Raw genomic sequence first — 23,484 nt, forward strand, 5'->3', positions numbered from 1 at the left:
GCTGCGGCGCGGGGTGCGGGGACCGTACGACGGGCGTACGGGCAACCCGTCCATCCTACGCCACGGCGAGGGGCGCCCGGAGACGCTCGCGTCACGCCGACGCGCGCCTCCGGACGCCCCTCGCCCGGGTCGTCGCGGCCGAGGTCGGCCGGGACGATCAGGAGCAGGTGTAGGTGATGCCGTTGACGTCGTGCACGCCGGGCCCGAGGTCGCCGCAGACCTCGAGCAGGTGGCTCGCCGCCACACCGAGCACGACGGCCATGATGATCGTCCCGATGAGCACGAGGGAGCTCACGATGATGCCGGCGATCGCGACGCCGTTCGGCTGCCCCGCCTTGCGCGACTTCACGAGGCCGACGATCGACAGGATCAGGCCGACGATCGACAGGGGCCCGAAGAAGCCGAGCACCAGGCCGACGATGCCGAGCGTCTTGCCCGGGTTCTGCGGCTGCTGGCCGTAGGCCGGCGCGTACTGCCCGGCGGGCGGCGCGGCGGGGTAGGCCTGGCCGGGCGCCTGCGGGGCCGCGGGATAGGGCTGCCCGCCGGCCGGCTGGGCAGGGTAGGCCTGGCCCGGCGCCGGCTGACCCGGGGCGGGCTGCTGGGGCTCGGTGCCGCCGGGGGGCGTCGCACCCGGCTCGGGCGTGCCTGGCGTGTAGGGGTCCGGGGTGGTCATCAGGTTCTCCTCGCACGTCGGTCGCCGTCCGTCGGCGATCGGGGGCCGATCCTTCCAGATCGGCGCGCCGTGCGCGGGCCGAACCACGGGCGAGCCGCGACGGACCACGACGTCCGTCCCTCCCTGTGTCGGGGTGACTGGATTCGAACCAGCGACCCTCTGCTCCCAAAGCAGATGCGCTACCAAGCTGCGCCACACCCCGCGGCCCGCTCTCGGGCGGGGCCTCGGTCAGTGTAGTGCCGCCGCCCGGGGCCGAGCCCGCGACGTGCACGGACGGCGCGGGGACGGGCTCGAGCGCCGCCAGGGCTTTGCTAGGGTTGGCCCGCGTTCCCACCCCGGCGACGGCGTCGCGGGGTGGCCGTGCGGGCGTAGCTCAATGGTAGAGCCCCAGTCTTCCAAACTGGCTACGCGGGTTCGATTCCCGTCGCCCGCTCCCCTCCTCCTCTCCCCTCCCTCGGCGGCCCGACCGCGACCCCGGGGACAGGTGTCGCCCGACCGATCGACGACGCCGATGGATGAGATGCTCCTTGTCGATCGGTCGCGACCTGGTTAGGCTCGGCGCCGCAGCCTGCGACAGGCGCGACCGCGCGGCAGCTGCACGACGACGCACCAGGAAGCATCACGAGGAGGGCCGGCCATGACGATCGTCCGCCGTGTCGCCCCCTCGGCCGCCCTCTCGTCCCACCGGAGGACGGTGCCGGCGCCGACGCTCCGCACCCCGGCGTGCGCCGCGGCGACGACGCCGCGATGCTGTCGATAGAGCGTCCACGTCACGTCCGACCCGCCCGACGGCGGGTCCCCGGCGACCGTGCGGCGCTCGCACCGACCTCGCCGACGCCTCTGCGCCGCGCCCCTCCGAGCACCTGCTCGGGGGCCCGACCCGCACGCGGCGGCACACCCGCACCACCTCGCCCGCACGCACTCCTGGAGAAGGAACACCCATGGCACGCATCTACGACGACGCGACGAAGCTCATCGGCCGCACCCCGCTCGTCCGGCTGAACCGTCTCGCCGCCGGTCTCGACGCGACGGTCGTCGCGAAGCTCGAGTTCTACAACCCCGCCAACTCCGTCAAGGACCGCATCGGCGTCTCGATCATCGACGCCGCGGAGGCCTCCGGCGCCCTGCAGCCGGGCGGCACCATCGTCGAGGGCACCTCCGGCAACACCGGCATCGCGCTGGCCTGGGTCGGCGCCGCGCGCGGCTACAAGGTCGTGCTCGCGATGCCCGAGACGATGTCGAAGGAGCGCCGCGCCCTGCTGCGCGCGTACGGCGCGGAGCTCGTGCTCACGCCGGGCGCGGAGGGCATGAAGGGCGCCGTCGCCGCCGCGGAGAAGATCGCCGCGGAGCGTCCTGGCGCGATCCTCGCCCGCCAGTTCGCCAACGAGGCCAACCCGAAGGTGCACCGGGAGACGACGGCCGAGGAGATCTGGGCCGACACCGACGGCGAGGTCGACGTCGTCGTGGCCGGCATCGGCACGGGCGGCACCGTCACCGGCGTCGGCCAGGTCCTCAAGGAGCGCAAGCCGGAGGTGAAGATCGTCGCGGTCGAGCCGGCCGAGTCGCCCATCCTCACCGGCGGGAACCCCGGCCCGCACAAGATCCAGGGCCTGGGCGCGAACTTCGTGCCGGAGATCCTCGACACCTCCGTCTACGACGAGGTCGTCGACATCGACGCGGAGACCTCCGTCGAGCTCGCCCGCCGCGCCGCGAAGGAGGAGGGCCTGCTGGTCGGCATCTCCTCCGGCGCCGCGATCGCCGGGGCGCTCGAGGTCGCCAAGCGGCCGGAGAACGCCGGGAAGCTGATCGTCGTCGTCATCCCCGACTTCGGCGAGCGGTACCTGTCCACGATCCTGTACTCGGACCTGCTGGACTGACGTGACGAGCCGCCGCACCGCTCCGACCGCCACCGCCGGGCCCGGCCACGAGGACCCCGACGGCGACGTCGACCACCCGATGCCGGCCGGGCACCGTCCGGGCCTGCGCCACCTGGTCGAGATCCTCGCCGAGGACCTCGAGGCGGCGCACGCGCACGACCCCGCGGCGCGCTCCCGGTTCGAGGTCGCGCTCGCCTACCCGGGCGTGCACGCCGTGTGGGCGCACCGGCTCTCGCACCGCATGTGGCACCGGCCCGGCCTGCGCCTGCCGGCGCGCCTGGTGTCGCAGGCCGCCCGGTGGGTGACGGGGATCGAGATCCACCCCGGCGCGCGGATCGGCCGGCGGCTCTTCATCGACCACGGCATGGGCGTGGTGATCGGGCAGACGGCGGTCGTCGGCGACGACTGCGTCCTGTTCCACGGCGCCACCCTGGGCGGCCGCTCGATGACCCGGGGCAAGCGGCACCCGACCCTGGGCGACCGGGTCATGGTGGGCGCCGGGGCCAAGATCCTCGGCCCGCTGTGGATCGGGGACGACGCGCAGATCGGCGCGAACGCCGTCGTCACCCGCGACGTGCCGCACGGCATGGTGGCCGTCGGGGTGCCCGCCCACGCGCGCACCCCCGGCCACCGGCCGGACCACGGCCAGCACGTCGAGGACGCCTCGGAGCTGCTCGAGTACGTCATCTGACCGGTCCGCTTCCACGGCCCCTGCACCCACCGCCCCGGCGGGGGCGCGGGGGCCGTCGTCGTCCCCGGGCCGGGGCGGGTTGTTCGAGTAGTCGTAGAACAAGTAGCCTGCGTCCGTGATGTGGCGCATCGACCCGGCGAGCGACGACCCGCTGTACGCGCAGCTCGTCGCCCAGGTGCGCCTCGGCGTCGCGCACGGGACGCTCCGCCCGGGGGAACGGCTGCCCTCGGCCCGGGAGCTCGCCGCCTCGCTCGAGCTCAACATGCACACCGTGCTGCGGGCCTACCAGGTGCTGCGCGACGACGGCACGCTCGAGGTGCGGCGCGGGCGCGGCGCCGTCGTCGCGTCCACCGCGACCGACCTGGCCGACGTCGAACGAGCGGTGGCAGACCTGGCCGCCGCGGCCCGCCGGGCGGGGCTGTCCGTCCAGACCACCACCACCCTCGTCACGGAGGCGATGCACCGATGACCACCGCTCCCCGGCCCGGCACCCCGCGAGCACGCTCCGGCACGGAGGCGTGGCGCCCCCGCGCGCGCCGCGCGACGGCATGGTCGTCGCTCGTGGGGCTGCTGTTCGCGCTCGGCGCGGCGGTCGCGGTCTGGGCGTGGCGGGACGAGCTGCCGGCGCAGGTCGCGTCGCACTGGAGCCGCGGCGGCGCGCCCGACGGCTTCATGTCGCCGACCGCGCTGGTGCTGGTCGGCCTCGTGAGCACCGTCGCGCTCTGCGGTCTCTTCGCGGCGATCGGGATGACGCAGGGCTCTGCCGCCTCGACCCGGCGGATCACCGCCGCCGGGTGCGTGTGGTCGGGCGCGTTCATGGCCGCGATCGTCGTCGGCACGCTCGCGCCGCAGCGCGGCCTGGCGGACCCGTCCCAGGTCGGGCTGTCCGGCGCCGCGCTGCTGACGGCCGTCCTCCTGCCGCTCGTCCCCGCCGGGATCGCGGCCGCCCTCGTGCCGGGCGACCCCGCGATGCCCGCCGCCGAGGCGGTCCCCGCCGACGCGCCCCGGACCGCGCTCCGCGACGGCGAGCGCGCGGTCTGGCTGCGCCGCGCGACCGGCGGGCCGGGCCTCGCCGTCGGGGCAGTCGCCGTCGCCCTGACCACGCTCGCGGCGGCGCTGACGGCCGAGTGGACGATGCTCGTCGTCCCGGTGCTCCTCGCCGCGCTGTTCGTCACGATGTTCGCCTTCACCGTGCGGGTGGACCCGACCGGGCTCACGGTGCGTTCCGCGGCCCGCTGGCCGGGCACCCACGTCCCCGCGGACGAGGTGGTCCGGGCCTCGGTGACGCAGGTGCGCCCGCTGCGCGACTACGGCGGCTGGGGCTGGCGCACCGCCCGCGACGGACGCGTGGGCGTCGTGCTGCGCGGCGGCGAGGCGCTGCTCGTCCAGCGGACGGGCGGGCGGTCGTTCGCCGTCACCGTCGACGACGCCGCCGAGGCCGCCGCCCTGCTGAACACCATGGCCGACCGCACCCGGAGCCGCTGACCGCCGGCGACCTCAGGCGAGCAGCTCCGGGTGGGCGGCCGCCACGCGGCGCGGCGCCCGGGCGAGCCAGGCGTCGACGAGGAGCTCGCGCAGCACGGCGCCGTCGACCGCCCCGAGCCGGACGAGCACGACGGGCACGCCGTCCAGGTGCGGGATCGTCAGCGTCTCCGGGCGCGCGGCGAGCACGGCCTCCTTCTCGCCGAGGTCGTCGACCATGACGGCGAGGATCGGCCCGTCCGGCACCGGCTCGTCGCCGAACCGCCGCACGTCGGCCTTGCTGAACGGCCGCAGCCAGGAGAACACGCGGCCGGACACCGCCCACGCCCGGTTCCGGAACGTCGTCGTCTCGGTGACCTCGGGCAGCCCCGCGGCGAGGCGGGCCGCGTCGTCGATCGTCGCCATCCCCCGAACCTACTGACGGTCCCGTGGCACGCACGGCGTCGGCTAGGGTGTGACGGGCATTACCCCGTACTCCCAGTACCGGACACATCGGCACGACCGCATCATCTCGACGAGGAGCACCCCGCCCCATGAGCACCCTGCGCATCGGCATCCAGACCGGCTACTGGTCCCGCAAGCCCCCGAAGGGCATCGTGCCCGCGCTCGTCGCGGCCGAGGCGCTGGGCCTCGACTCGGTCTGGACGGCGGAGGCGTACGGCTCCGACGCGTTCACCCCCCTCGCCTGGTGGGGCTCCCGCACCCGCCGCCTGCGCCTCGGGACCGGCATCGCGCAGATGGCGGCCCGCACCCCGACCGCGACGGCCATGCAGGCGATCACCCTCGACCACCTCTCGGGCGGCCGCTTCGTGCTCGGGCTCGGGGCGTCCGGGCCGCAGGTCGTCGAGGGCTGGTACGGCCAGCCGTACCGCCGCCCGCTGGCGCGCACCCGCGAGTACGTCGACGTCGTGCGCCAGGTCTTCGCCCGCGAGCGCCCGGTCACCGCGGACGGCGAGTTCTTCCGCCTCCCGCTCCCCGCGGACGCCCCCGGCGCCACCGGCCTCGGCAAGGCCCTCAAGCCGACCGTGCACCCCCGCCGCGCCCACATCCCGATCGTGCTGGCGGCCCAGGGCCCGAAGAACGTGACGCTCGCCGCCGAGATCGCCGACGGCTGGATGGCGGGCTTCTACGCGCCGCGGGCCGACGCCGAGCACCGCGAGCTGCTCGCGTCCGGGTTCGCACAGCGCGCCGACGAGCGCGCGCCGTCGTCCGGGTTCGAGGTGCTCGCGACGGTGCCCGTGGTGGTGCGCGACGACGTCGAGGTCGCGGCGGACGTCATCCGTCCGCACATCGCGCTGTACGCCGGGGGCATGGGCTCGAAGGAGGCCAACTTCCACAAGGCGTCGCTGGACCGCCTCGGCTACGCGACCGAGCTCGACGAGGTCCAGGCGCTGTTCCTCGCGGGACGCCGGGAGGACGCCGCGCGCGCCGTGCCGACCGAGCTCGTCGAGGAGGTCGCGCTGGTCGGCCCGGCGGACAAGGTCGCGCGCGACCTGGCCCGCTGGGACGGCACGGCGCTGACCACGATGCTGCTGCAGGGCGACCCGTCGTCGATGCTCACGGTGCTCGCCGCGGCACAGGCGGCCCGCAAGGACGCCGACGGCGGCACGCCGCTGGGTGCCCGCGTGCGCGCGACCGCCGGTGCGGCCGCCGCCCGCGTGGCGCCGAAGAAGGCCTGACGCCGCCGGAGCTCCTGGGCTCAGCCGTCCTCGGGGAACCAGACGGCCCGGCGCAGGTCCACGCGCCGGCCGTCGCGGGAGAGCGGGCAGCCCTCGGCGCGCAGCGCGTCCAGGGCCGCGGTGACGTGCCGCGCCGGCGGGGCGCCGGACGCGTTCACCACGCGCCACCAGGGCACGGGGTGGTTGTCCTGCACGGGGCCGACCACCGCGGCGCCGTCCGGCACGAGGTGCGCGTAGCGGTCGCCGGAGCCGGCCATGACGTTCCCGACCTGTCGAGGCCCGCCGCGACCGAGCCGCTCGCCGACGATCTCGGCGATCAGGCCGTACGTCATGGCGCGGCCTGACGGGATGCGGCGCACCAGGGCGAGCACCGCCGCGGCATACTCGTCGGGGGCGTCGAGGGGCTCGTCGGACGTCGCGGCGCGGGGTGGCACACCGCGACCCTACGACCCGCCGCCGACCTCGGTGCCAGGCCGTCGCGCGGGTCCGCCGGAGGCCCGTCCGGCGGCTCGTCCGGCGGCCCTGGAAAACCGCTGGCCCACGGCTCCGGACCACGCCACGATCGGCGGGTGACCTTCGACCGTTCCCCCACCGCCCTGCCCGCCGGCTACCGCGGCCGCCCGCTCACCGCCGACGACCGCACCGCGCTGCTCGACCTGGACACCTGGGCGTTCCCCGACCCGCACGCGGTCGCGGAGTTCGACGACCTGCCGCTGCCCCTGACGTGGGAGCGGACGGTGGGCGTCGAGCCCGTGGACGCCGCCGACGGGCTGGCCGCGATCCACGCGTCGTACCCGTTCAGCCACTTCCCCGTGCCGGGCGCCACGCTGCCCACGGCAGGCCTGACCTGGGTCGGCGTCCACCCGCAGCACCGCCGTCGCGGGCTGCTCACCGCGATGATCGACCAGCACCTCGAGGACTGCCGCCGGCGCGGCGAGCCTCTCTCCGCCCTGTTCGCCGCGGAGACCGCCATCTACGGGCGGTTCGGGTACGGCAAGGCGGCCGACGACCAGCGCGTCTCCGTCCCGCGCGGCGCCGCCCTGCGCGACGTCCCCGGCGCCGCGGACCACACGGTGCGCGTGGAGCACGCCGACCGAGCACGGCACGGCGACCTCGTGGCGCGCCTGCACCGCGCTCCAGGCCTGCCCGTCGGTCCGGCCGGGATCAACCGGCCGGGCTGGGCGACGCGAGAGACCGAGGAGCTCTGGGAGAGCTACTGGGCGGACCCGAAGTCGTTCCGCGCGAGCGGGCGGGAGTCGCTGCGGATCGTCGTCGTCGAGCGCGACGGCGAGCCGCGGGGCTACGCGACGTTCCGGCGCAGCCTGGACTGGCAGGTCACCGGGCCGCGCGGCACCGTGCACCTGGGCGACGTGGTCGCCCTCGACCCCGCCGCCGCGCGCGCCCTGTGGGGGGTGCTGCTCGACCTCGACCTCATGAGCAGCACGGACCCGTTCCTGCTGCCCGTCGACGACGCGGTCATGAGCCTGCTCGTCGACCCGCGGGCCGCAGGCGCCCGCGTCACCGACAACGTGTGGGTGCGCGTCGTCGACGTGCCCGCCGCGCTCGCGGGCCGCCGCTACCAGGCCGACGTCGACGTGGTGCTCGGCCTCACCGACTCCCGGCTGCCCGACAACGCCGGGTCGTGGCGCCTGCACGCGACCGCGTTCGGGGCGGCGACCTGCGAGCGCACCGACGCGGCGCCGGACCTCGAGCTGGACGTGCGCGAGCTCGGCGCCGCCTACCTGGGCGGCACGTCGCTCGCCGCGCTCGCCGGGGCGGGGCTCGTCACGGAGCGGACGCCCGGCGCCCTCGCCGGCGCGGGCGCGGCGTTCGGCTGGCCGCTCGCACCCGCCTGCGGCTGGGTGTTCTGACGGTGGGGGCGGCGTTCTCCGCGACCGTGGCCTCGGCGGCGTGGCACGCCGAGGCCACGGCCTGGGTCACCGAGGCGCTCGCTCGCCGCGGCGTGCGGGTGGTGGCGCCGCCCCAGCAGCCGCGGGTGCGTCCGTGGTCCACGCAGCTGGTCGTGGACACGGACGCCGGCCGCTACTGGTTCAAGGCCGCCTGCCGGTCGGCGTCGTTCGAGCCGGCCCTGCAGGCGCTGCTGGCCGAGCTCGCCCCCGACGCGGTCGACGCCCCCGCCGCCGTCGACGCGGACCGGGGGTGGCTGCTCACGGCCGACCGGGGCGCCACGCTCCGCGAGCGTCGCGCGCCGGACGCCGGCGACTGGGCCGTTCTCCTGACGCGGTTCGCGCACCTCCAGCAGACCCTCGTCGGGCACGGCGCCGCGCTGCGCGCCAGCGGGCTGCCCGACTGCTCCGCCGGCACGGTGCCCGCGCGCCTCGACGCCGTGCTCGACCTCCTGGAGGGCTTCCCCGCCGGCCACCCGGCCCGCCCCGCCGACCCCTTCGCCGCACGCCTCCGCGAGGCCCGCGCGGCGGTGGTGACGGCGGCGGCCATCCTGGCCGACAGCCCGCTGCCGAGCACCCTGCAGCACGGCGACCTGCACCCGGGCAACGTCTTCGAGGTCCACGGCGGCCTGCGCGTGTTCGACCTCGGCGACGCCCAGTGGGCGCACCCGCTCGAGGTGCTCGAGGTGTCGTCCGCGGTCGCCCGCGACGGGGGCGCCGACTGGGCGCCTGTCGAGCGGGCGTACCGCCGGGCGTGGGACGCCTGGTGCGCCGCGCGGGGTCTGCCTCCGGTGGGCGCGGAGGGCGACGCCCCGGCGTGGGACGACCTGCGACGCGCGGCCGGCGTCACGCACGCCGTCAACCGCGCCTGGACGCGGTGCGGCGCGCTGGCCGAGGCCACCGAGGCCGAGTGGGCGGACTGGGGCGAGGCCGCGGGCCGGCACCTGGCGAAGGTGCTGGATCCGGTGCCGGGTCCTCAGACCTGACAGACGCCGCACCAGAAGAGGTTGCGGCCGGCGAGCTCCTTGGTGAGCACCGGGGCGCCGCAGACGCGGCACGGCAGGCCGTCGCGGTGGTACACGTAGAACGAGGCGTCCCGGGGCACGGCGTCGGCGTCGCCGTCGGTGTTCTGCCGGGTGACCCGGCCGCCACCGCCGTCCGCCACCCGGTGCTCGGGCCGGGTGGTGACGATCGCTCCGCGGTCGGCGCCGTCGCGCATGAGCACGACCAGGTCGTCCCAGACCGCGGCGAGCACCGCCGCCGGCACGTCGCGGCCCGGGCGCAGCGGGTCCACGCCGGCCCGGAACAGCGCCTCGGCCCGGTAGATGTTGCCGACGCCGGCGATCACCGCCTGGTCCATGAGCTGCTGGCCGACCGTCACGCGCGAGCGCCGCACGCGCTCGACGAACGCCGTGCGGGCCGCGTCGCCCCCGTCGCGGATGGGGTCCGGTCCGAGCCGCGCCTCGACGGCGGCCTTCTCCGCGCCGGTGAGCACCTCGCACGCGGTCGGCCCGGTGAGGTCGGCGACGGCGTGCGCGCCCAGCAGCCGGAGCCGGACGGCGCCGCGCGGGGAGGGCGGAGCCCACTCCCCCGCGGCGTCGGCGGCGACACCCGCGTCGCCGCCGTCGTCCGGCGTCGACTCGCGCTCTCCGATGCGACGGCGCGGCGCGCCGATCGCGTGCACCACGGCGGCGCTGCCGTCGCCGGCGAACGACCACGCCCCGTACAGCCCCAGGTGCACCCGCAGCCAGCGCACGTCGCCCGCCCTGTCGGACGCACCGTCCACGACGGCGGGCTCGGCGTCGGACAGGGCGGGCGCGAAGGCGCAGAAGAGCTGCTTGCCCCACGCCTCGGCGGCCACCATCCGGCGGCCGTCGAGCAGCGCGGCGCCGCCCGCGAACCGGCCCTGCGGGCTGGACACGGCGAGCGTCTCGCCGCCGAACAGCCCGTCCAGGGCACGCGCGAGGCGGTGGACGGTGTGACCCTCTGGCACGTCGGACGGTCGGGTCAGGCGATGGCGGAGACGTCGTGCGACGCCTCGTACGCGGCCAGCTTGTCGATGCGGCGCTGGTGGCGGGCGTCGCCGCTGAAGGGCTCCGCGACGAACGCCTCGACGAACGACGTCGCCTCCTCGACGCTGTGCATCCGGCCGCCCACGGCGATGACGTTGGCGTCGTTGTGCTGACGGCCGAGCGTCGCCGTCTCCAGCGACCAGGCCAGCACGGCGCGCACGCCGACGACCTTGTTCGCGGCGATCTGCTCCCCGTTGCCCGAGCCCCCGATGACGACGCCGAGCGAGCCCGGCTCCGCGGCGACGGCCTCGCCCGCGGCGATGCAGAAGGCCGGGTAGTCGTCCTGCGGGTCGTACTCGTGGGCGCCGTGGTCGACGACGTCGTGCCCGGCGGCGCGCAGGTGGTCGACGAGGTGGGTCTTGAGCTCGTAGCCGGCGTGATCGGCGGCGATGTGCAGGCGCATGCCCACATTCTCCCTCAGGTCGCCCGCAGGGTTCGACCCGCGCCGCACGTGGGCGGCGAGCCGTAGGGTGACGCCATGACTGCCGACGCCACCGGGCTGCGGTCCGGCATCGACCTCAGCGCCCTCGACCAGGCCGTCCGACCGCAGGACGACCTGTACCGCCACGTCAACGGGCGCTGGATCGCCCAGCACGAGATCCCCGCCGACCGCGCCATGGACGGCGCGTTCCGCGCGCTGCACGACCTGTCGGAGGAGCGCGTGCGGGAGATCATCACCGACCTCGCCGCCACCGACGACCTCGACCCCGCGTCCACCCCCGCGAAGATCGGCGCGCTGTACGCGAGCTTCCTCGACGCCGACCGCGTCCAGTGGCTCGGCACGGAGCCGATCGCCGCGGAGCTGGGGCAGATCGCCGCGGCGACGTCGCCCGCCGAGCTGGTCGACGTGCTCGGCGCCCTGCAGCGCACGGGCGGGGGCGGCGCCGTCGCCTTCTACGTCGACAACGACGCCAAGGACCCCGAGACCTACGTGACCTACCTCGTGCAGGGCGGCCTGGGCCTGCCCGACGAGGCGTACTACCGCGAGGACCAGTACGCGCCCGTCCGCGACAAGTACCTGCCGCACCTGGCACGCATGCTGCGCATCGCGGGCGTCAGCGCCACCTCCGGGTGGGGCGCCGACCCCGAGGACGCCGCGCAGCGCGTGCTCGCCCTCGAGACGAAGCTCGCCGCCCACCACTGGGACGTGGTGCGCGACCGCGACGCCGACCTCACCTACAACCCGATGACGCTCGCCGACCTCGTCGAGCGGGCGCCCGGCTTCGACTGGCGGGCGTGGGCGGCGGCGCTCGGTGCACCCGCCGGCTCGCTGGACGCCCTGGTGGTGCGGGAGCCGTCGTTCGCGACCGGCTTCGCCGAGCTGTGGCGGACCGAGCCGCTCGCCGACTGGAAGCTCTGGGCCGCCTACCACCTCGTCACCGCCCGCGCGGCCTACCTGGACGACGCCACCGTCGACGCCAACTTCGACTTCTACGGCCGCACGCTGTCGGGCGCCCAGGAGGTGCGCGACCGCTGGAAGCGCGGGGTCGCGCTCGTCGAGCGGGCGCTCGGCGAGGCCGTGGGCGAGCAGTACGTGGCCCGCCACTTCCCGCCGGAGCACAAGGAGCGGATGGACACGCTCGTCGCGAACCTCGTGGCCGCGTACCGCGAGTCCATCGAGGCGCTGGACTGGATGACGCCCGAGACGAAGGTGAAGGCGCTCGCCAAGCTGGAGCGGTTCACGCCCAAGGTGGGCTACCCGGTGAAGTGGCGCGACTACGCCGCCCTCGAGGTGGACGCCGCCGACCTGGTCGGCAACGTGCGCCGCGCGCACGCGTTCGAGCAGGACCACGAGCTCGGCAAGATCGGGCGCCCGATCGACCGCGACGAGTGGTTCATGACGCCGCAGACGGTCAACGCCTACTACAACCCGGGCATGAACGAGATCGTCTTCCCCGCGGCGATCCTGCAGCCGCCGTTCTTCGACCCCGAGGCCGACGACGCCGTGAACTACGGCGGCATCGGCGGCGTCATCGGGCACGAGATCGGCCACGGCTTCGACGACCAGGGCTCCAAGTACGACGGCGACGGCCGCCTCGAGGACTGGTGGACCGAGACGGACCGCACCGAGTTCGAGAAGCGCACCCAGGCCCTCATCGCGCAGTACGACGCCTTCCGCCCGGCGCAGCTGACCGCGGACGGACCGCACGTCAACGGCGCGCTGACCATCGGCGAGAACATCGGCGACCTCGGCGGGCTGTCCATCGCGATCAAGGCGTACCGCATCGCGCTCGGCACCCCGCTGGACGACGCGCCCGTCGTCGACGGCCTCACCGGTCTGGAGCGCGTCTTCCTCGGCTGGGCGCAGGTGTGGCAGTCCAAGGGCCGCGACGAGGAGGTGGTGCGGCGCATCGCCACGGACCCGCACTCCCCCAACGAGTTCCGCTGCAACGGCGTGATCCGCAACATCGACGAGTTCCACGCCACCTACGGCGTGGGCCCCGACGACGCCCTGTGGCTCGCCCCCGAGGAGCGCGTGCGCATCTGGTGACCCGCCGGACGTCCTGACGCGACGAGGCCGCCGACCGGAGCACGGTCGGCGGCCTCGCCGCGTCGGGGGACGTCTCAGGAGCCGGCCGGGGGCGGGGTCAGCTGGTGCCGATGCCGGCCCGGGCGAGGGAGAAGCCGTTGCCGGTGGGGTCGTGCGTGCACGACATGCCCGTGTCCTCGCTGGTGCAGGTGTAGTCGCCCTCGGTGATCGAGTCGCCGTACTCCAGGACGTCGACGTCGTCCCCGGCGGGCTTCGGCTGCTGGTCCTTCGGGACGCACGGCTGCGCGACCTTCCCCTCGCCGTCGACCGTCACCACGTACCCGGTGGTGCCGTCGCACCCCTCCATCGGGGCCGGCTGCTGGTTGAGCTGGGCGATCCCGCAGGACGCGCCGTCGGCGTAGATCGAGCAGGTGATGTTCGTGGACGGCGCCGCGAACCGCGCGAGCACCTCGCCCTGCATCGGTGCCTCCTCGGACGCGGACGCCGAGGGCTCCTGCGACGCCACGGGGGCGCCTCCCGCCTGCGGGGCGGTGGGCGACGGCGCACCGAACATCTGCACGGCGAGCACCACCATCGTCACGATGAGCACCACGTCGACCGCGATGAACGCGATCCACCCGGCGGAGAGCCGACGTCGTCGGGACGGCGCGGCGGGCGGGGGCGGTGGCGCGCCGACCGCCGCCGGCGCGGCGTACCCGGCCGGAGCCGCGTACCCGGCCGCGGCCTGAGGCGCAGGCTGCGCGTACGGCGGGTGCACCTGCGTCGCCGCCGCGGCAGGGACCGGGGCCGGGGCGTAGGCGGGCTGGGGAGCGTAGGCGGGCTGGGGCGCGTACGCCGGCTGTGCCGCGTAGGTCGGCGGCAGCTGCTGGGTGTGCTGGGCGGCCGGCGGGTACGCGGCCTGCTGCGGCGCCGTGGCCCCGGCGTCCGGGGGCGGGGGCACGGGGGCGTGCACCGACGCCGCCCCCGCCGGGGGCGTGGCAGGCGCGGGTGCCGTGACCTCCTGCAGCGGCACCTCGGCCATCGGGTCGGTGCCGACGGGGCGCTGGTACGCGGACGCGACGCGGCGCACACCGGTGGCCGGCGATGCCGACGGAACCGCCGGCGGCACTGCCGGCGGCACGGTCGACGGCCTGCCGTCGGACCCCGGCGGGGGCGGCGGAACGGTGCCGGACATCTGGACTCCCTCCAGTCACTCCTCGGGCGTCGTGCCCCGGGTGGCGGGGACCCGCACGGCGGCGACGCACCGGGCAGGATGTCACGATCGGGTCTCGGCGGTCGAACCCGCCCCCGCCCCGTACGCACCGGGACCCGGGAATCCCGTGCGTTCCGGCAGGCCCGAGGTGGCATCATCGTGCGCGAGCCTGCGCGCCCATCACGCGCTGCACCACGCTGCACCACCTGGAGACAAGGGAGAACCCGTGCCCGGAGAGAACCTCACCCGCGCCGAGGCGATCGAGCGCGCCGACGTCGTCACCGACGTCGAGTCGTACGCCGTCGACCTCGACCTCACCACCGGACCGACCACGTTCGCGTCCACCACCGTCATCCGGTTCTCCGCCACCCCCGGCGCGAGCACGTTCGTCGACCTGGTCGCGCCGTCGGTGCGCGAGGTCGTGCTCAACGGCGTCGCCCTGGACCCGGCCGAGGTGTTCGCCGACTCGCGCATCGCCCTGACCGGCCTGGGCGCGACGAACGAGCTGCGGGTCGTCGCCGACTGCGCCTACATGAACACCGGCGAGGGCCTGCACCGCTTCGTCGACCCCGTGGACGGCGAGGTCTACCTCTACACCCAGTTCGAGGTGCCGGACGCCCGCCGCGTCTTCGCGACCTTCGAGCAGCCCGACCTCAAGGCGCCCTACCAGGTGACCGTCACGGCGCCCGCGGCCTGGCAGGTCGTCTCGAACCAGCCGACGCCGGAGCCGACGCCGGCCACGCACGCGACGGACGCCGACGTCCCGGCCGCGACCTGGACGTTCGAGCCGACGCCGCGCATCTCGTCCTACCTCGTGGCCCTCGTCGCCGGCCCGTACGCCGTGCAGCGGGGCGAGCTGACGTCCTCCGACGGCCGCACGATCCCGCTCGGCGTCTTCTGCCGCACCTCGCTCGCCGAGCACCTGGACGCGGACTACATCATGGAGACCACCCGCAAGGGCTTCGAGTTCTACGAGTCGACGTTCGGCGTGCCGTACCCGTTCGACAAGTACGACCAGCTCTTCGTGCCCGAGTACAACATGGGCGCGATGGAGAACCCGGGCTGCGTCACCTTCACCGAGTCGTACGTCTTCCGCTCCCAGGTGACCGACGCCGTCCGCGAGCGCCGCGTCGTGACGATCCTGCACGAGCTGGCCCACATGTGGTTCGGCGACCTCGTCACCATGAAGTGGTGGAACGACCTCTGGCTCAACGAGTCGTTCGCGGAGTACGCGTCCACGCTCGCGACCGCCGAGGCCACCGAGTGGGAGGCCGCCTGGACCACGTTCTCCGCGATGGAGAAGACGTGGGCCTACCGGCAGGACCAGCTGCCCTCCACGCACCCGATCGTCGCCGAGATCCGCGACCTCGAGGACGTGCAGGTCAACTTCGACGGCATCACGTACGCCAAGGGCGCGTCCGTGCTCAAGCAGCTCGCGGCCTGGGTCGGGCGGGACGAGTTCCTGTCCGGCGTCTCCGCGTACTTCCGCAAGCACGCCTGGTCCAACACCGAGCTGCGCGACCTGCTGGTCGAGCTCGAGGCCACCAGCGGCCGCGACCTGACCGCCTGGTCGAAGGCGTGGCTCGAGACGGCCGGCGTGAACACCCTGCGCCCCGAGATCGAGATGGACGCCGAGGGCCGCATCACCGGCTTCGCCGTGCTGCAGTCGGCCCCGGCCGACTACCCGACCATCCGCCCGCACCGGCTCGGGATCGGCTTCTACGACCTCGTCGACGGGGTGCTGACCCGCACGCACCAGGTCGTCATCGACGTCGACGGCGAGCGCACCGAGGTCGCGGACCTGGTGGGCCGCGAGCGCCCGGCCCTCGTGCTGCTCAACGACGAGGACCTCGCGTACGCGAAGATCCGCCTCGACGAGGCGTCGCTCGCGGCGGCCGTGGAGCACCTGTCGCGCATCTCCGACCCGCTGGCCCGGTCCCTCGTGTGGGGCTCCGTGTGGGACGCCGTGCGCGACGGCGAGACGCCGGCGTCGTCGTACGTGGACCTCGTGCTCGGCAACATCGCCGCCGAGACGGAGTCGACGACGGTGCGCACCACGCTGAACCAGCTCGGCCTGGCCGCCCGGTCGTACGTGGCGCCCGAGCGCCGCGCCGCCACCCTGGCGCGGATCGGCGACCGGCTCTGGGGTCTCGCGCAGGAGGCGGCCGCGGGCTCCGACCTGCAGCTGCAGCTGGTGAAGTTCTTCGCGCAGCTCGCGTCGACCCCGGACCACGTCGCCCCGCTGCGGGGCCTGCTCGACGGCGCGGTCGCGCTCGACGGGCTCACCGTGGACACCGACCTGCGGTGGGAGCTGCTGGAGAGCCTCGTGCTGCTCGGCGCGGCCGACGACGCCGAGATCGACGCCGCCCTCGCGCAGGACGACACGGCCACCGGCCGGCAGGCGGCCGCCCGGGCGCGCGCGGCGACGCCGACCGTCGCGGGCAAGGAGGCCGCGTTCGCGTCCGTCGTCGACCAGGCGGACGTGCCGAACGCGATCATCCGCTCCACGGCCGCCGGCTTCGTGCACGTGACCGACCCGGCCGTGCTCGAGCCGTTCGCCGCCCGCTACGTCGACGCGCTGCTGCCGATCTGGACCACGCGCAGCTACCACATCGCGGAGGAGCTCATCGAGGGGCTCTACCCGGCGCCGCTCGCGTCGGCCGCGCTGCGCGACGCCGTCCGCGGCTGGCTGGACGCGAACGCCGACGCCCCCGCGGCACTGCGCCGCATGGTCGTCGAGCAGCTCGCCGGCACCGAGCGCGCGCTCGCCGCCCAGGCCGTCGACGCCTGACCCGGCCGACCGACCCGAGCGACGTGGGCGCTCGTCGGGCGCTGTTCACGAGGTGAACGACGCCCCACGAGCGCCCACGGCGTTCACCGGGCTCAGCGGGCGGTGCGCACCGCCTGGACGAGGGAGCGCAGGCGGGCGTTGTCGAAGAGGTCGTCGACCAGGACGACGTTGCCCGACCCGTCGGCCAGCGGCACCTTCCAGTTCGGGTACTCCTGGTCGGTGCCGGGCTGGTTCTGCGTGCGGCGCTCGCCGACCGCGTCGGTGAGCTGCACGCCGACGAGGGCGGCGGGCGTCCTGCGCAGGTACCGGTGCAGCCCCTCGACGATCTCGCGCTCGGACGGGTGCTCGGAGACCAGCCCACGCATGGCGAGGGCCAGCACCGCCTGGTCCCGCTCGGTGCGGGCGGCGGCGCGCAGCTCCTGCGCGTCGTCGGCGAGCAGCCCGAGGCGCTCGCGCAGGTCGACGTGCTCCCCCGCGAGGTACCCGGCGGCGGGCGGCATGTCGTGCGTGCCGACCGTCGCGAGCGACGCGCGCCGGTACTTCTCGGGCTCCAGGGGGCGGCCGTCCTCCTTCTCGAACCACAGCACGGAGGTGCCGAGCACGCCGCGGTCGGCGAGCTCGTCGCGCACCCACGGCTCGAAGACGCCGAGGTCCTCCCCCACGACGACGGCGCCCGCGCGGTGCGCCTCCAGGCACAGGATGCCGAGCAGCGCCTCGTGGTCGTAACGCACGTACGCGCCGTCGGCCGGCGAGGAGCCCTCGGGCACCCACCACTGCCGGAACAGGCCGAGCACGTGGTCGACCCGCAGCGCGCCGGCGTGCCGCAGCACGGTACGCAGCATGTCGCGATACGGGGCGTAGCCGGCGCGCGCCAGCGCCCGCGGGTTCCACGGCGGCTGCGACCAGGCCTGGCCCTGCTGGTTGTACATGTCCGGCGGGGCGCCCACGGAGACGCCGCGGGCGAGGACGTCGCGGTGCGCCCACGCGTCCGCGCCCTGCGGGTGGGCGCCGACGGCCAGGTCGTGCATGATGCCGATCCGCATCCCCGCCTCGCGGGCCACGCGCTGGGCGGTCTGCTTCTGCTCGTCGGCCACCCACTGCAGCCACACGTAGAACTCCACGCGCTCGGCGAGCTGCTCGCGCAGCGCGGCGACCGCCGGAGACGCCGGGTCCCCGAGCTCGTCCGGTCGCGGACGGGAGCCGAGGTGCTCGACGATCGCGCACCACGTGGCGAAGTCGCGCAGGCCCGCGCCCTCCTCCGCGACGAACTCCTGGTACGCGGCCTCGCGCGCGGCGCGCCGCGGCGCGGTGAACACCACCTCGAGGGCCGCCTTCTTGGCCTCCCAGACCGCGTCGCGGTCCAGCGCGCCGGGGTCGGCCACGAGGTCGCGCACGGGGTCGGCCGCCCACTCCACGAGGGAGCGGTCGGCCGCCGACAGGTACGCCGTCTCCGGGATGTCCTCCACCCGCACGTACAGCGGGCTGAGGAAACGCCGGCTCGTCGGCAGGTACGGGGAGGGGGTCAGCGGGGTCACGGGCTCGGTCGCCGAGAGCGGGTTGACGCCGACGAAGTCCGCGCTCGCGCGGTGCGCCGTCAGCCAGGCCAGGTCGGCGAGGTCCGCCAGGTCGCCCACACCCCACGACGTGCGCGAGCGCACCGAGTAGAGCTGGAGGAGGAACCCCCACCACTGGTCGTCCTCCAGCCCGGCAGGCAGCTCCAGCCGCCGCGGGGTGACGACGACCGTGACGCGGGACTCGTGGCCCTCGGTGAGCGCGTGCAGCGAGTGCCACCCCAGCGGCAGGTCGTCCGGCAGCGCGAACGTCGCGCGGCCCACGCGCCGCCCGTCCACGGAGCGCGGCTCCACGAGGACGTCGAGCTGCTCCAGGTCGCGGCGGCGGCGCACCGCGCGCTCGCGCGCCGCGGGCTCCGCGCCGTCCAGCTCGAGCCAGACGTGCACGGCGGCGCCGTCGGTGACGTGCACCGGGACCTGGGCGCCGTCGCCCTCGCGCACCACGACCGTGGGCGGCAGGACGGCCCGCCACTCGTCGTCGCGGGCCCGCTGCAGGCTGTGCGTCACCTGCTGGGGCGTGCCCGCCGGCACGTCCAGCGCGCCCAGCACGGCCACGAGGGTCGACGACGGGGCGACCACCACCTCGCCGCCGAAGCCGTGGTGCTCGCCGAGCACGCCGTACGCCTCGGCGAGCTCGCGCAGCTCGGCGCTCGGCTCGTCGGCGTGCGCCGCCTCGGACGGGCCGCCCGTATCGCCCCGGGCGTCGTCCGGGGTCTCGTCGCGGGCGTCGTCCGGGGTGGTCGGCTGGTCCTTGCTCACGGAGACGATCCTGCCATCCCCCGTCCCACCAGGGCGTCCGCCCACGCGGCACGACGTCACGCCCGCCGACGTTTCGTCGCGACGCCCCCGCTCGTTACCGTGGGCGGGTGACCCCCGTGATCTCCATGCTCCGGACCGCTGCCCCGGCGGCGGTGACCCCGGAGCCGTCCCCCAGCCCGAGCACGACGACCACCGAGTCGGCCGTCGAGGACACCATCAAGGCCGCCGCGGACGCCGGCTCGTCGTTCTGGACGTGGTTCACCGGCTGGCCCCTGCACATCCTCATCATCCTGGTGGTGGGGCTGCTCATCCTCGCGCTGCTGCGCCGCGTGATCGGCCATGTCACGGAGCGCATCGCCACCGGCTCGGGCACGACCACCACCGAGGGCGGCCCCGCCTGGCGCCGCTACCTGCAGCGCACGCCGTTCGTCGAGGACGCGATCGCGATGGCGAACCCGCTGGCCAGCCAGCGGCGCGCGCAGCGGGCGCGCACGGTCGGGTCGGTGCTGCGCTCGACGGCCAACATCGTGGTCGGCACCATCATCGCGCTGATGATCCTGGCGGAGCTCCAGGTCAACGTGGGCCCGCTGGTCGCCTCCGCCGGCGTCGTCGGCATCGCGCTGGGCTTCGGCGCCCAGGCCCTCGTGAAGGACTTCATCTCGGGCATCTTCCTGCTGGTCGAGGACCAGTTCGGCGTGGGCGACGTGGTCGACCTGGGCTCGGGCGCGCTCGGCACGGTCGAGGAGGTCCAGCTGCGCGTCACGCAGGTGCGCGCCTTCGACGGCACGCTCTGGTACGTCCGCAACGGCGAGATCCTGCGCGCCGGCAACATGACGCAGCAGTGGTCGCGGGCCGTCGCGGAGGTCCGGGTGCCGCTGGACGCCGACCTCGACACCGTGCGGGCCGCGCTCGGCCGCGCGGCCGACGGCGTGCAGGCCGACCCGGAGCTCTCCCCGCTGCTGCTCGAGGCGCCGTCGGTCCGCGGCGTGGACGCCGTCAACGACATCACGATGTCGTTCACCCTCCACGCGCAGACCCGGCCGGGCGACCAGTGGGAGGTCTCGCGCGAGCTGCGCCGCCGCGCGCAGGCGGAGCTGCGCGCGGCGGGCGTGCTCCTGCCGCCGGCCGACGTCGAGCCGGCGGTGATCGAGCAGGGCGCCGAGGACTGAGTCAGGAGACGAGCAGGGGGTCCATCTGAGCGGCGAGGTCGTCGGCCTCCGGGCCCACGATGACCTGGACCACACGGCCCGAGCGCACCACGCCGAACGCGCCCGACGCCTTGAGGCCCTGGTCGTCCACGAGGGCCGGGTCGCTCACCTCGACCCGCAACCGCGTGATGCAGGGCTCGAGCTCGACGACGTTCCCTCTGCCGCCGAGCGCCGCAAGGATGTCGTCGGCCTTGTGCGGGGCGATGGTCATGGGGGCCTCCCGTGGAATGCGTCGTTGCAGGTCCGTGACCAGCCTAACGCTCCCGGGCGCCGAGCGGGAGGAGCAGCACCGCGGGTGTCTGGGAGGATGGCCCGGTGACGGACCAGACTTCACCCGCGTCGTTCTACGACGCCGTCGGCGGGCACGCCACGTTCGAGCGCCTCGTCGACGTGTTCTACGAGGGCGTCGCCACGGACGAGGTGCTGCGCCCCATGTACCCGGAGGAGGACCTCGGGCCGGCGAAGGTGCGGCTCACGCTGTTCCTCGAGCAGTACTGGGGCGGCCCGACGACGTACAGCCAGCAGCGCGGCCACCCGCGCCTGCGCATGCGGCACGCGCCGTTCAAGGTCAACCCCGACGCCCGCGACCGCTGGCTGGCGCACATGCGCGTCGCCGTCGACGCGCTGGACCTGGCGCCGATCCACGAGTCCCAGCTGTGGGACTACCTGGAGCGCGCGGCGTACAGCATGATCAACACGTTCGACGAGTGACCCCGCCGCGACCCCCGCGGCCCTCCCCGCGACCCACCCTGCGAACCGACCTGGAGTGCGTGTGAGCGAGACGTCCACCACCACGCCCGCCGCCGCGGGCATCCCCGACGCCCTGGACCGCCTGCTGTCGGCCCTCGACCTGCGCGAGGTCGAGGGCTGGGGGCCGCGCGGCGAGGACGACCTGTGGCGCGGCGACAGCGTGCCCGGCCCCGGCCGTCGCGTGTACGGCGGCCAGGTGCTGGCCCAGGCCCTGCTCGCCTGCGGGCGCACGGTGGACGACGACCGGCTGCCCCACTCGCTGCACGCCTACTTCCTGCGCGAGGGCGCCCTGGACACCCCCATCGACTTCGCCGTGGAGCGGCTGCGCGACGGCCGGTCGTTCAGCGCGCGGCGCACGCACGCCATCCAGCACGGCAAGCCGATCCTGTCGCTGACGGTGTCGTTCCAGACCGACCAGCCCGGCTACGAGGCCGCGGAGCCGGCGCCGCCCGGCGTCCCGGCGCCGGAGGACGTCCCGTCCGCGATCGAGGTGCTCGACGGCATCGACCACCCGGCCGCGAAGTTCTGGTCGCACGAGTCCGCGTTCGACCTGCGGCACGTCGGCGGCTCGCTGTACCTGGGCCCCGACCCGGAGCCGAAGCCCACCCAGCAGGTGTGGGTGCGCGCCCGGCACGCGATCGCGTCCGACGACCCGCTGCTGCACCGCGCCCTGCTCGCGTTCGCCTGCGACCAGGTCATGCTCGAGCCCGTGCTGCGCCAGGCCGGGAGGTCGTGGATCGACGTCGGCGGCGCGGTGCCGATGGCGAGCCTCGACCACGCCATGTGGTTCCACCGCGACGCGCGCGCCGACGACTGGCTGCTGTACGTCCAGGAGTCGCCCGGCGCGCAGGGCGGGCGCGGCCTCGGCCTGGCCCGCGTGTACGACCGCGAGGGCCGGCTGGTGGCGAGCATCGCGCAGGAGGGCATGATCCGGCTCCCCGGCTGACGTCGGTCGCCACGGGCCGAGGCGCTGCGGGGAGCGTGCCGCCGCCGCACACTGTGCGCGTGCGACTGCGCCGCGTCTCCGCGTCCTCCCCCGGCTACTCCCGCCGCGCGAAGGGGGACGGCTGGGTGTTCCTCGACGCGGAGGGCGCACCGCTGGACGACGAGACCGAGGTGGCGCGGTGCACCCGCCTGGCGATCCCGCCGGCCTGGACCGACGTGTGGATCTGCCGGTACGCCGACGGCCACCTGCAGGCGTTCGGTCGTGACGACGCCGGGCGCGGCCAGTACCTCTACCACGAGGAGTGGCAGGCGCGGCGCGCCCGCCGCAAGCACGACCACGTGCTCGACGTGGGACGGCGCCTGCCCGCCGCCCGCGCCGGGGTGACGCGCGCCCTGCGCCGCGACGGCGTCGGGCGCCGCCGCGTGCTGGCGCTCGCTTTCCGGCTGCTCGACGACGCGTACTTCCGCGCCGGCGGGGAGGTCTACGCCGCGGAGCACCGCAGCTACGGCCTCGCGACGATCCGCAAGGAGCACGCCACGGTGCGGCGCGACGGCTCCGTGCACTTCCGTTACCCCGCCAAGTCGGGGCAGCTGCGCGACGTCCTCGTCGAGGACCCGGTGGTGGCGTCCCTGGTCACGACGCTCAAGCGCCGCCGCGGCGGCGTGGACCTGCTCGCGTGGCGGGAGGACGGCGAGGCCGACTGGCACGACGTCACCAGCGCGGACGTGCAGGCCGACGTCAAGGAGCGCCTCGGCGACGACGCGACACCGAAGGACTTCCGCACCTGGCACGCCACCGTGCTCGCCGCGCGCGCTCTGGCCGACGTCGGCGCGCCGCCGCGCTCGCAGCGGGCGCGGCGGCGCGTCGTCGCCGAGATCGTGCGCGACGTCGCCGAGGAGCTCGGCAACACCCCGGCGGTCGCCCGCGCGTCGTACATCGACCCGCGCCTGGTCGACCTGTGGGAGCACGGCGAGACGATCGGCCCGACCCGCACACGCTCCGCCGCCGAGCGCGCGGTGCTGGACCTGCTCGGCTGACCGCGAGGTGGTACCGGTCCTGCCGAGGTAGTACGGATCGCGCCGGGTACCACACCACCTCGCGGTCAGCTGCAGGCCAGCGGGCCGTCGGCCGGCGGGGTCCCGTTGGCCACGAAGCCCACCGTGGCCTGGGCCCCGGCGGCGAGGTCGGCGTTCCACGCCGCCCCCGTGATCGTCGAGCCGGACAGCGTGCCGCCCCACAGGTTCGTCGTGGACAGCCCCGCCGGAGCGGTCACCGCCCACCCCGGGGCACCGTCGTCACCCGCCGTGACGACGATCTGGCCCTGGTACCCGCCCGACCACGAGTTCGTCGTCGAGTACGCCGCCGTGCACGCCCCGTCGGTCGGGTCCGGGCCGC

Annotated in this window: 22 protein-coding genes and 2 tRNA genes; 14 read left to right on the forward strand and 10 right to left on the reverse strand. The window is 75.3% G+C overall.

Features of this window, described 5'->3' with window-relative positions; translation table 11 throughout:
• Positions 1-157: 157 nt before the first annotated feature.
• Entirely contained in the window at positions 158-673 is a 516-nt protein-coding gene (locus ACFQ8T_RS14270; protein ID WP_430547174.1) for a DUF4190 domain-containing protein, read from the reverse strand.
• 128 nt (positions 674-801) lie between these two features.
• A tRNA-Pro gene (locus ACFQ8T_RS14275) sits at positions 802-875 on the reverse strand.
• A 160-nt stretch (positions 876-1,035) separates the two neighbouring features.
• Between ACFQ8T_RS14275 and ACFQ8T_RS14280 the strand changes: the two genes are divergently transcribed.
• From ACFQ8T_RS14280 to ACFQ8T_RS14300, 5 genes are all read left to right on the forward strand, one after another.
• A tRNA-Gly gene (locus ACFQ8T_RS14280) sits at positions 1,036-1,106 on the forward strand.
• A gap of 508 nt (positions 1,107-1,614) precedes the next feature.
• Positions 1,615-2,550: a cysteine synthase A gene (cysK, locus tag ACFQ8T_RS14285; RefSeq protein WP_430547175.1), complete on the forward strand. Its 936-nt coding sequence runs from the start codon at positions 1,615-1,617 to the stop codon at positions 2,548-2,550.
• Between the two features lie 79 nt (positions 2,551-2,629).
• Positions 2,630-3,241, forward strand: a complete 612-nt coding sequence (gene epsC, locus ACFQ8T_RS14290) for a serine O-acetyltransferase EpsC (RefSeq protein ID WP_430547201.1) — start codon at positions 2,630-2,632, stop codon at positions 3,239-3,241.
• A 118-nt stretch (positions 3,242-3,359) separates the two neighbouring features.
• Positions 3,360-3,710 (forward strand): GntR family transcriptional regulator, encoded by a 351-nt coding sequence (locus tag ACFQ8T_RS14295; protein WP_430547202.1) that lies wholly within the window; start codon positions 3,360-3,362, stop codon positions 3,708-3,710.
• Positions 3,707-4,726 (forward strand): DUF1648 domain-containing protein, encoded by a 1,020-nt coding sequence (locus tag ACFQ8T_RS14300; protein WP_430547176.1) that lies wholly within the window; start codon positions 3,707-3,709, stop codon positions 4,724-4,726. The genes ACFQ8T_RS14295 and ACFQ8T_RS14300 overlap by 4 nt, the downstream gene beginning before the upstream one ends.
• A gap of 12 nt (positions 4,727-4,738) precedes the next feature.
• On the opposite strand, the gene ACFQ8T_RS14305 is transcribed toward ACFQ8T_RS14300, so the two are convergent.
• Positions 4,739-5,128 carry an MmcQ/YjbR family DNA-binding protein gene (locus tag ACFQ8T_RS14305; protein WP_430547177.1) on the reverse strand — a complete coding sequence of 130 codons (390 nt, stop codon included), beginning with the start codon at positions 5,126-5,128 and terminating at the stop codon, positions 4,739-4,741.
• A 137-nt stretch (positions 5,129-5,265) separates the two neighbouring features.
• Between ACFQ8T_RS14305 and ACFQ8T_RS14310 the strand changes: the two genes are divergently transcribed.
• Positions 5,266-6,402, forward strand: a complete 1,137-nt coding sequence (locus tag ACFQ8T_RS14310) for an LLM class F420-dependent oxidoreductase (protein ID WP_430547203.1) — start codon at positions 5,266-5,268, stop codon at positions 6,400-6,402.
• Between the two features lie 20 nt (positions 6,403-6,422).
• Here the strand turns inward: ACFQ8T_RS14310 and ACFQ8T_RS14315 are convergent, their stop codons facing one another.
• Entirely contained in the window at positions 6,423-6,836 is a 414-nt protein-coding gene (locus ACFQ8T_RS14315) for an MGMT family protein (RefSeq protein WP_430547178.1), read from the reverse strand.
• A 135-nt stretch (positions 6,837-6,971) separates the two neighbouring features.
• Here ACFQ8T_RS14315 and eis point away from each other — a divergent pair, with 135 nt between their 5' ends.
• Positions 6,972-8,273: an enhanced intracellular survival protein Eis gene (gene eis, locus ACFQ8T_RS14320; protein ID WP_430547179.1), complete on the forward strand. Its 1,302-nt coding sequence runs from the start codon at positions 6,972-6,974 to the stop codon at positions 8,271-8,273.
• A gap of 2 nt (positions 8,274-8,275) precedes the next feature.
• Positions 8,276-9,295, forward strand: a complete 1,020-nt coding sequence (locus ACFQ8T_RS14325; protein WP_430547180.1) for a phosphotransferase — start codon at positions 8,276-8,278, stop codon at positions 9,293-9,295.
• On the opposite strand, the gene ACFQ8T_RS14330 is transcribed toward ACFQ8T_RS14325, so the two are convergent.
• Both ACFQ8T_RS14330 and ACFQ8T_RS14335 read right to left on the reverse strand, forming a co-directional pair.
• Complete coding sequence (locus ACFQ8T_RS14330) at positions 9,286-10,302, reverse strand: Fpg/Nei family DNA glycosylase (RefSeq protein ID WP_430547181.1); 1,017 nt, start codon at positions 10,300-10,302, stop codon at positions 9,286-9,288. The genes ACFQ8T_RS14325 and ACFQ8T_RS14330 overlap by 10 nt on opposite strands.
• Positions 10,303-10,316: 14 nt before the next feature.
• Complete coding sequence (locus tag ACFQ8T_RS14335) at positions 10,317-10,784, reverse strand: ribose-5-phosphate isomerase (protein ID WP_430547182.1); 468 nt, start codon at positions 10,782-10,784, stop codon at positions 10,317-10,319.
• Positions 10,785-10,859: 75 nt separating this feature from the next.
• Between ACFQ8T_RS14335 and ACFQ8T_RS14340 the strand changes: the two genes are divergently transcribed.
• Positions 10,860-12,872: a M13 family metallopeptidase gene (locus tag ACFQ8T_RS14340; RefSeq protein WP_430547183.1), complete on the forward strand. Its 2,013-nt coding sequence runs from the start codon at positions 10,860-10,862 to the stop codon at positions 12,870-12,872.
• 97 nt (positions 12,873-12,969) lie between these two features.
• Here ACFQ8T_RS14340 and ACFQ8T_RS14345 read toward each other — a convergent pair whose 3' ends face one another.
• On the reverse strand, positions 12,970-13,941 hold the full coding sequence (locus tag ACFQ8T_RS14345) for a hypothetical protein (protein WP_430547184.1): 972 nt from the start codon (positions 13,939-13,941) through the stop codon (positions 12,970-12,972).
• 349 nt (positions 13,942-14,290) lie between these two features.
• On the opposite strand from ACFQ8T_RS14345, the gene pepN reads away from it, so the two are divergent.
• Positions 14,291-16,855: an aminopeptidase N gene (gene pepN / locus ACFQ8T_RS14350; protein ID WP_430547185.1), complete on the forward strand. Its 2,565-nt coding sequence runs from the start codon at positions 14,291-14,293 to the stop codon at positions 16,853-16,855.
• Between the two features lie 92 nt (positions 16,856-16,947).
• Here pepN and malQ read toward each other — a convergent pair whose 3' ends face one another.
• Positions 16,948-19,068 (reverse strand): 4-alpha-glucanotransferase, encoded by a 2,121-nt coding sequence (gene malQ, locus ACFQ8T_RS14355; RefSeq protein ID WP_430547204.1) that lies wholly within the window; start codon positions 19,066-19,068, stop codon positions 16,948-16,950.
• 224 nt (positions 19,069-19,292) lie between these two features.
• On the opposite strand from malQ, the gene ACFQ8T_RS14360 reads away from it, so the two are divergent.
• The gene (locus ACFQ8T_RS14360; protein ID WP_430547186.1) at positions 19,293-20,354 is read left to right on the forward strand and encodes a mechanosensitive ion channel family protein; all 1,062 of its coding nucleotides are present in this window, start codon (positions 19,293-19,295) and stop codon (positions 20,352-20,354) included.
• Between the two features lies 1 nt (position 20,355).
• On the opposite strand, the gene ACFQ8T_RS14365 is transcribed toward ACFQ8T_RS14360, so the two are convergent.
• Entirely contained in the window at positions 20,356-20,604 is a 249-nt protein-coding gene (locus ACFQ8T_RS14365; protein ID WP_430547187.1) for a glucose PTS transporter subunit EIIB, read from the reverse strand.
• Positions 20,605-20,708: 104 nt separating this feature from the next.
• Here ACFQ8T_RS14365 and ACFQ8T_RS14370 point away from each other — a divergent pair, with 104 nt between their 5' ends.
• From ACFQ8T_RS14370 to ACFQ8T_RS14380, 3 genes are all read left to right on the forward strand, one after another.
• On the forward strand, positions 20,709-21,104 hold the full coding sequence (locus tag ACFQ8T_RS14370) for a globin (protein ID WP_430547188.1): 396 nt from the start codon (positions 20,709-20,711) through the stop codon (positions 21,102-21,104).
• A 61-nt stretch (positions 21,105-21,165) separates the two neighbouring features.
• Positions 21,166-22,089, forward strand: coding sequence for an acyl-CoA thioesterase (locus tag ACFQ8T_RS14375; protein ID WP_430547189.1), 924 nt, complete (start codon positions 21,166-21,168; stop codon positions 22,087-22,089).
• A 59-nt stretch (positions 22,090-22,148) separates the two neighbouring features.
• A complete protein-coding gene (locus ACFQ8T_RS14380) occupies positions 22,149-23,126 on the forward strand; it encodes a DNA topoisomerase IB (RefSeq protein WP_430547190.1) in 978 nt (325 codons plus the stop codon).
• A gap of 65 nt (positions 23,127-23,191) precedes the next feature.
• On the opposite strand, the gene ACFQ8T_RS14385 is transcribed toward ACFQ8T_RS14380, so the two are convergent.
• The coding region (locus ACFQ8T_RS14385) for a cellulose binding domain-containing protein (RefSeq protein ID WP_430547191.1) at positions 23,192-23,484 on the reverse strand (293 nt) is incomplete at its 5' end.

Source organism: Isoptericola sp. NPDC056618 (genome assembly GCF_042792715.1).
Taxonomy (GTDB): Bacteria; Actinomycetota; Actinomycetes; order Actinomycetales; family Cellulomonadaceae; genus Isoptericola; species Isoptericola nanjingensis.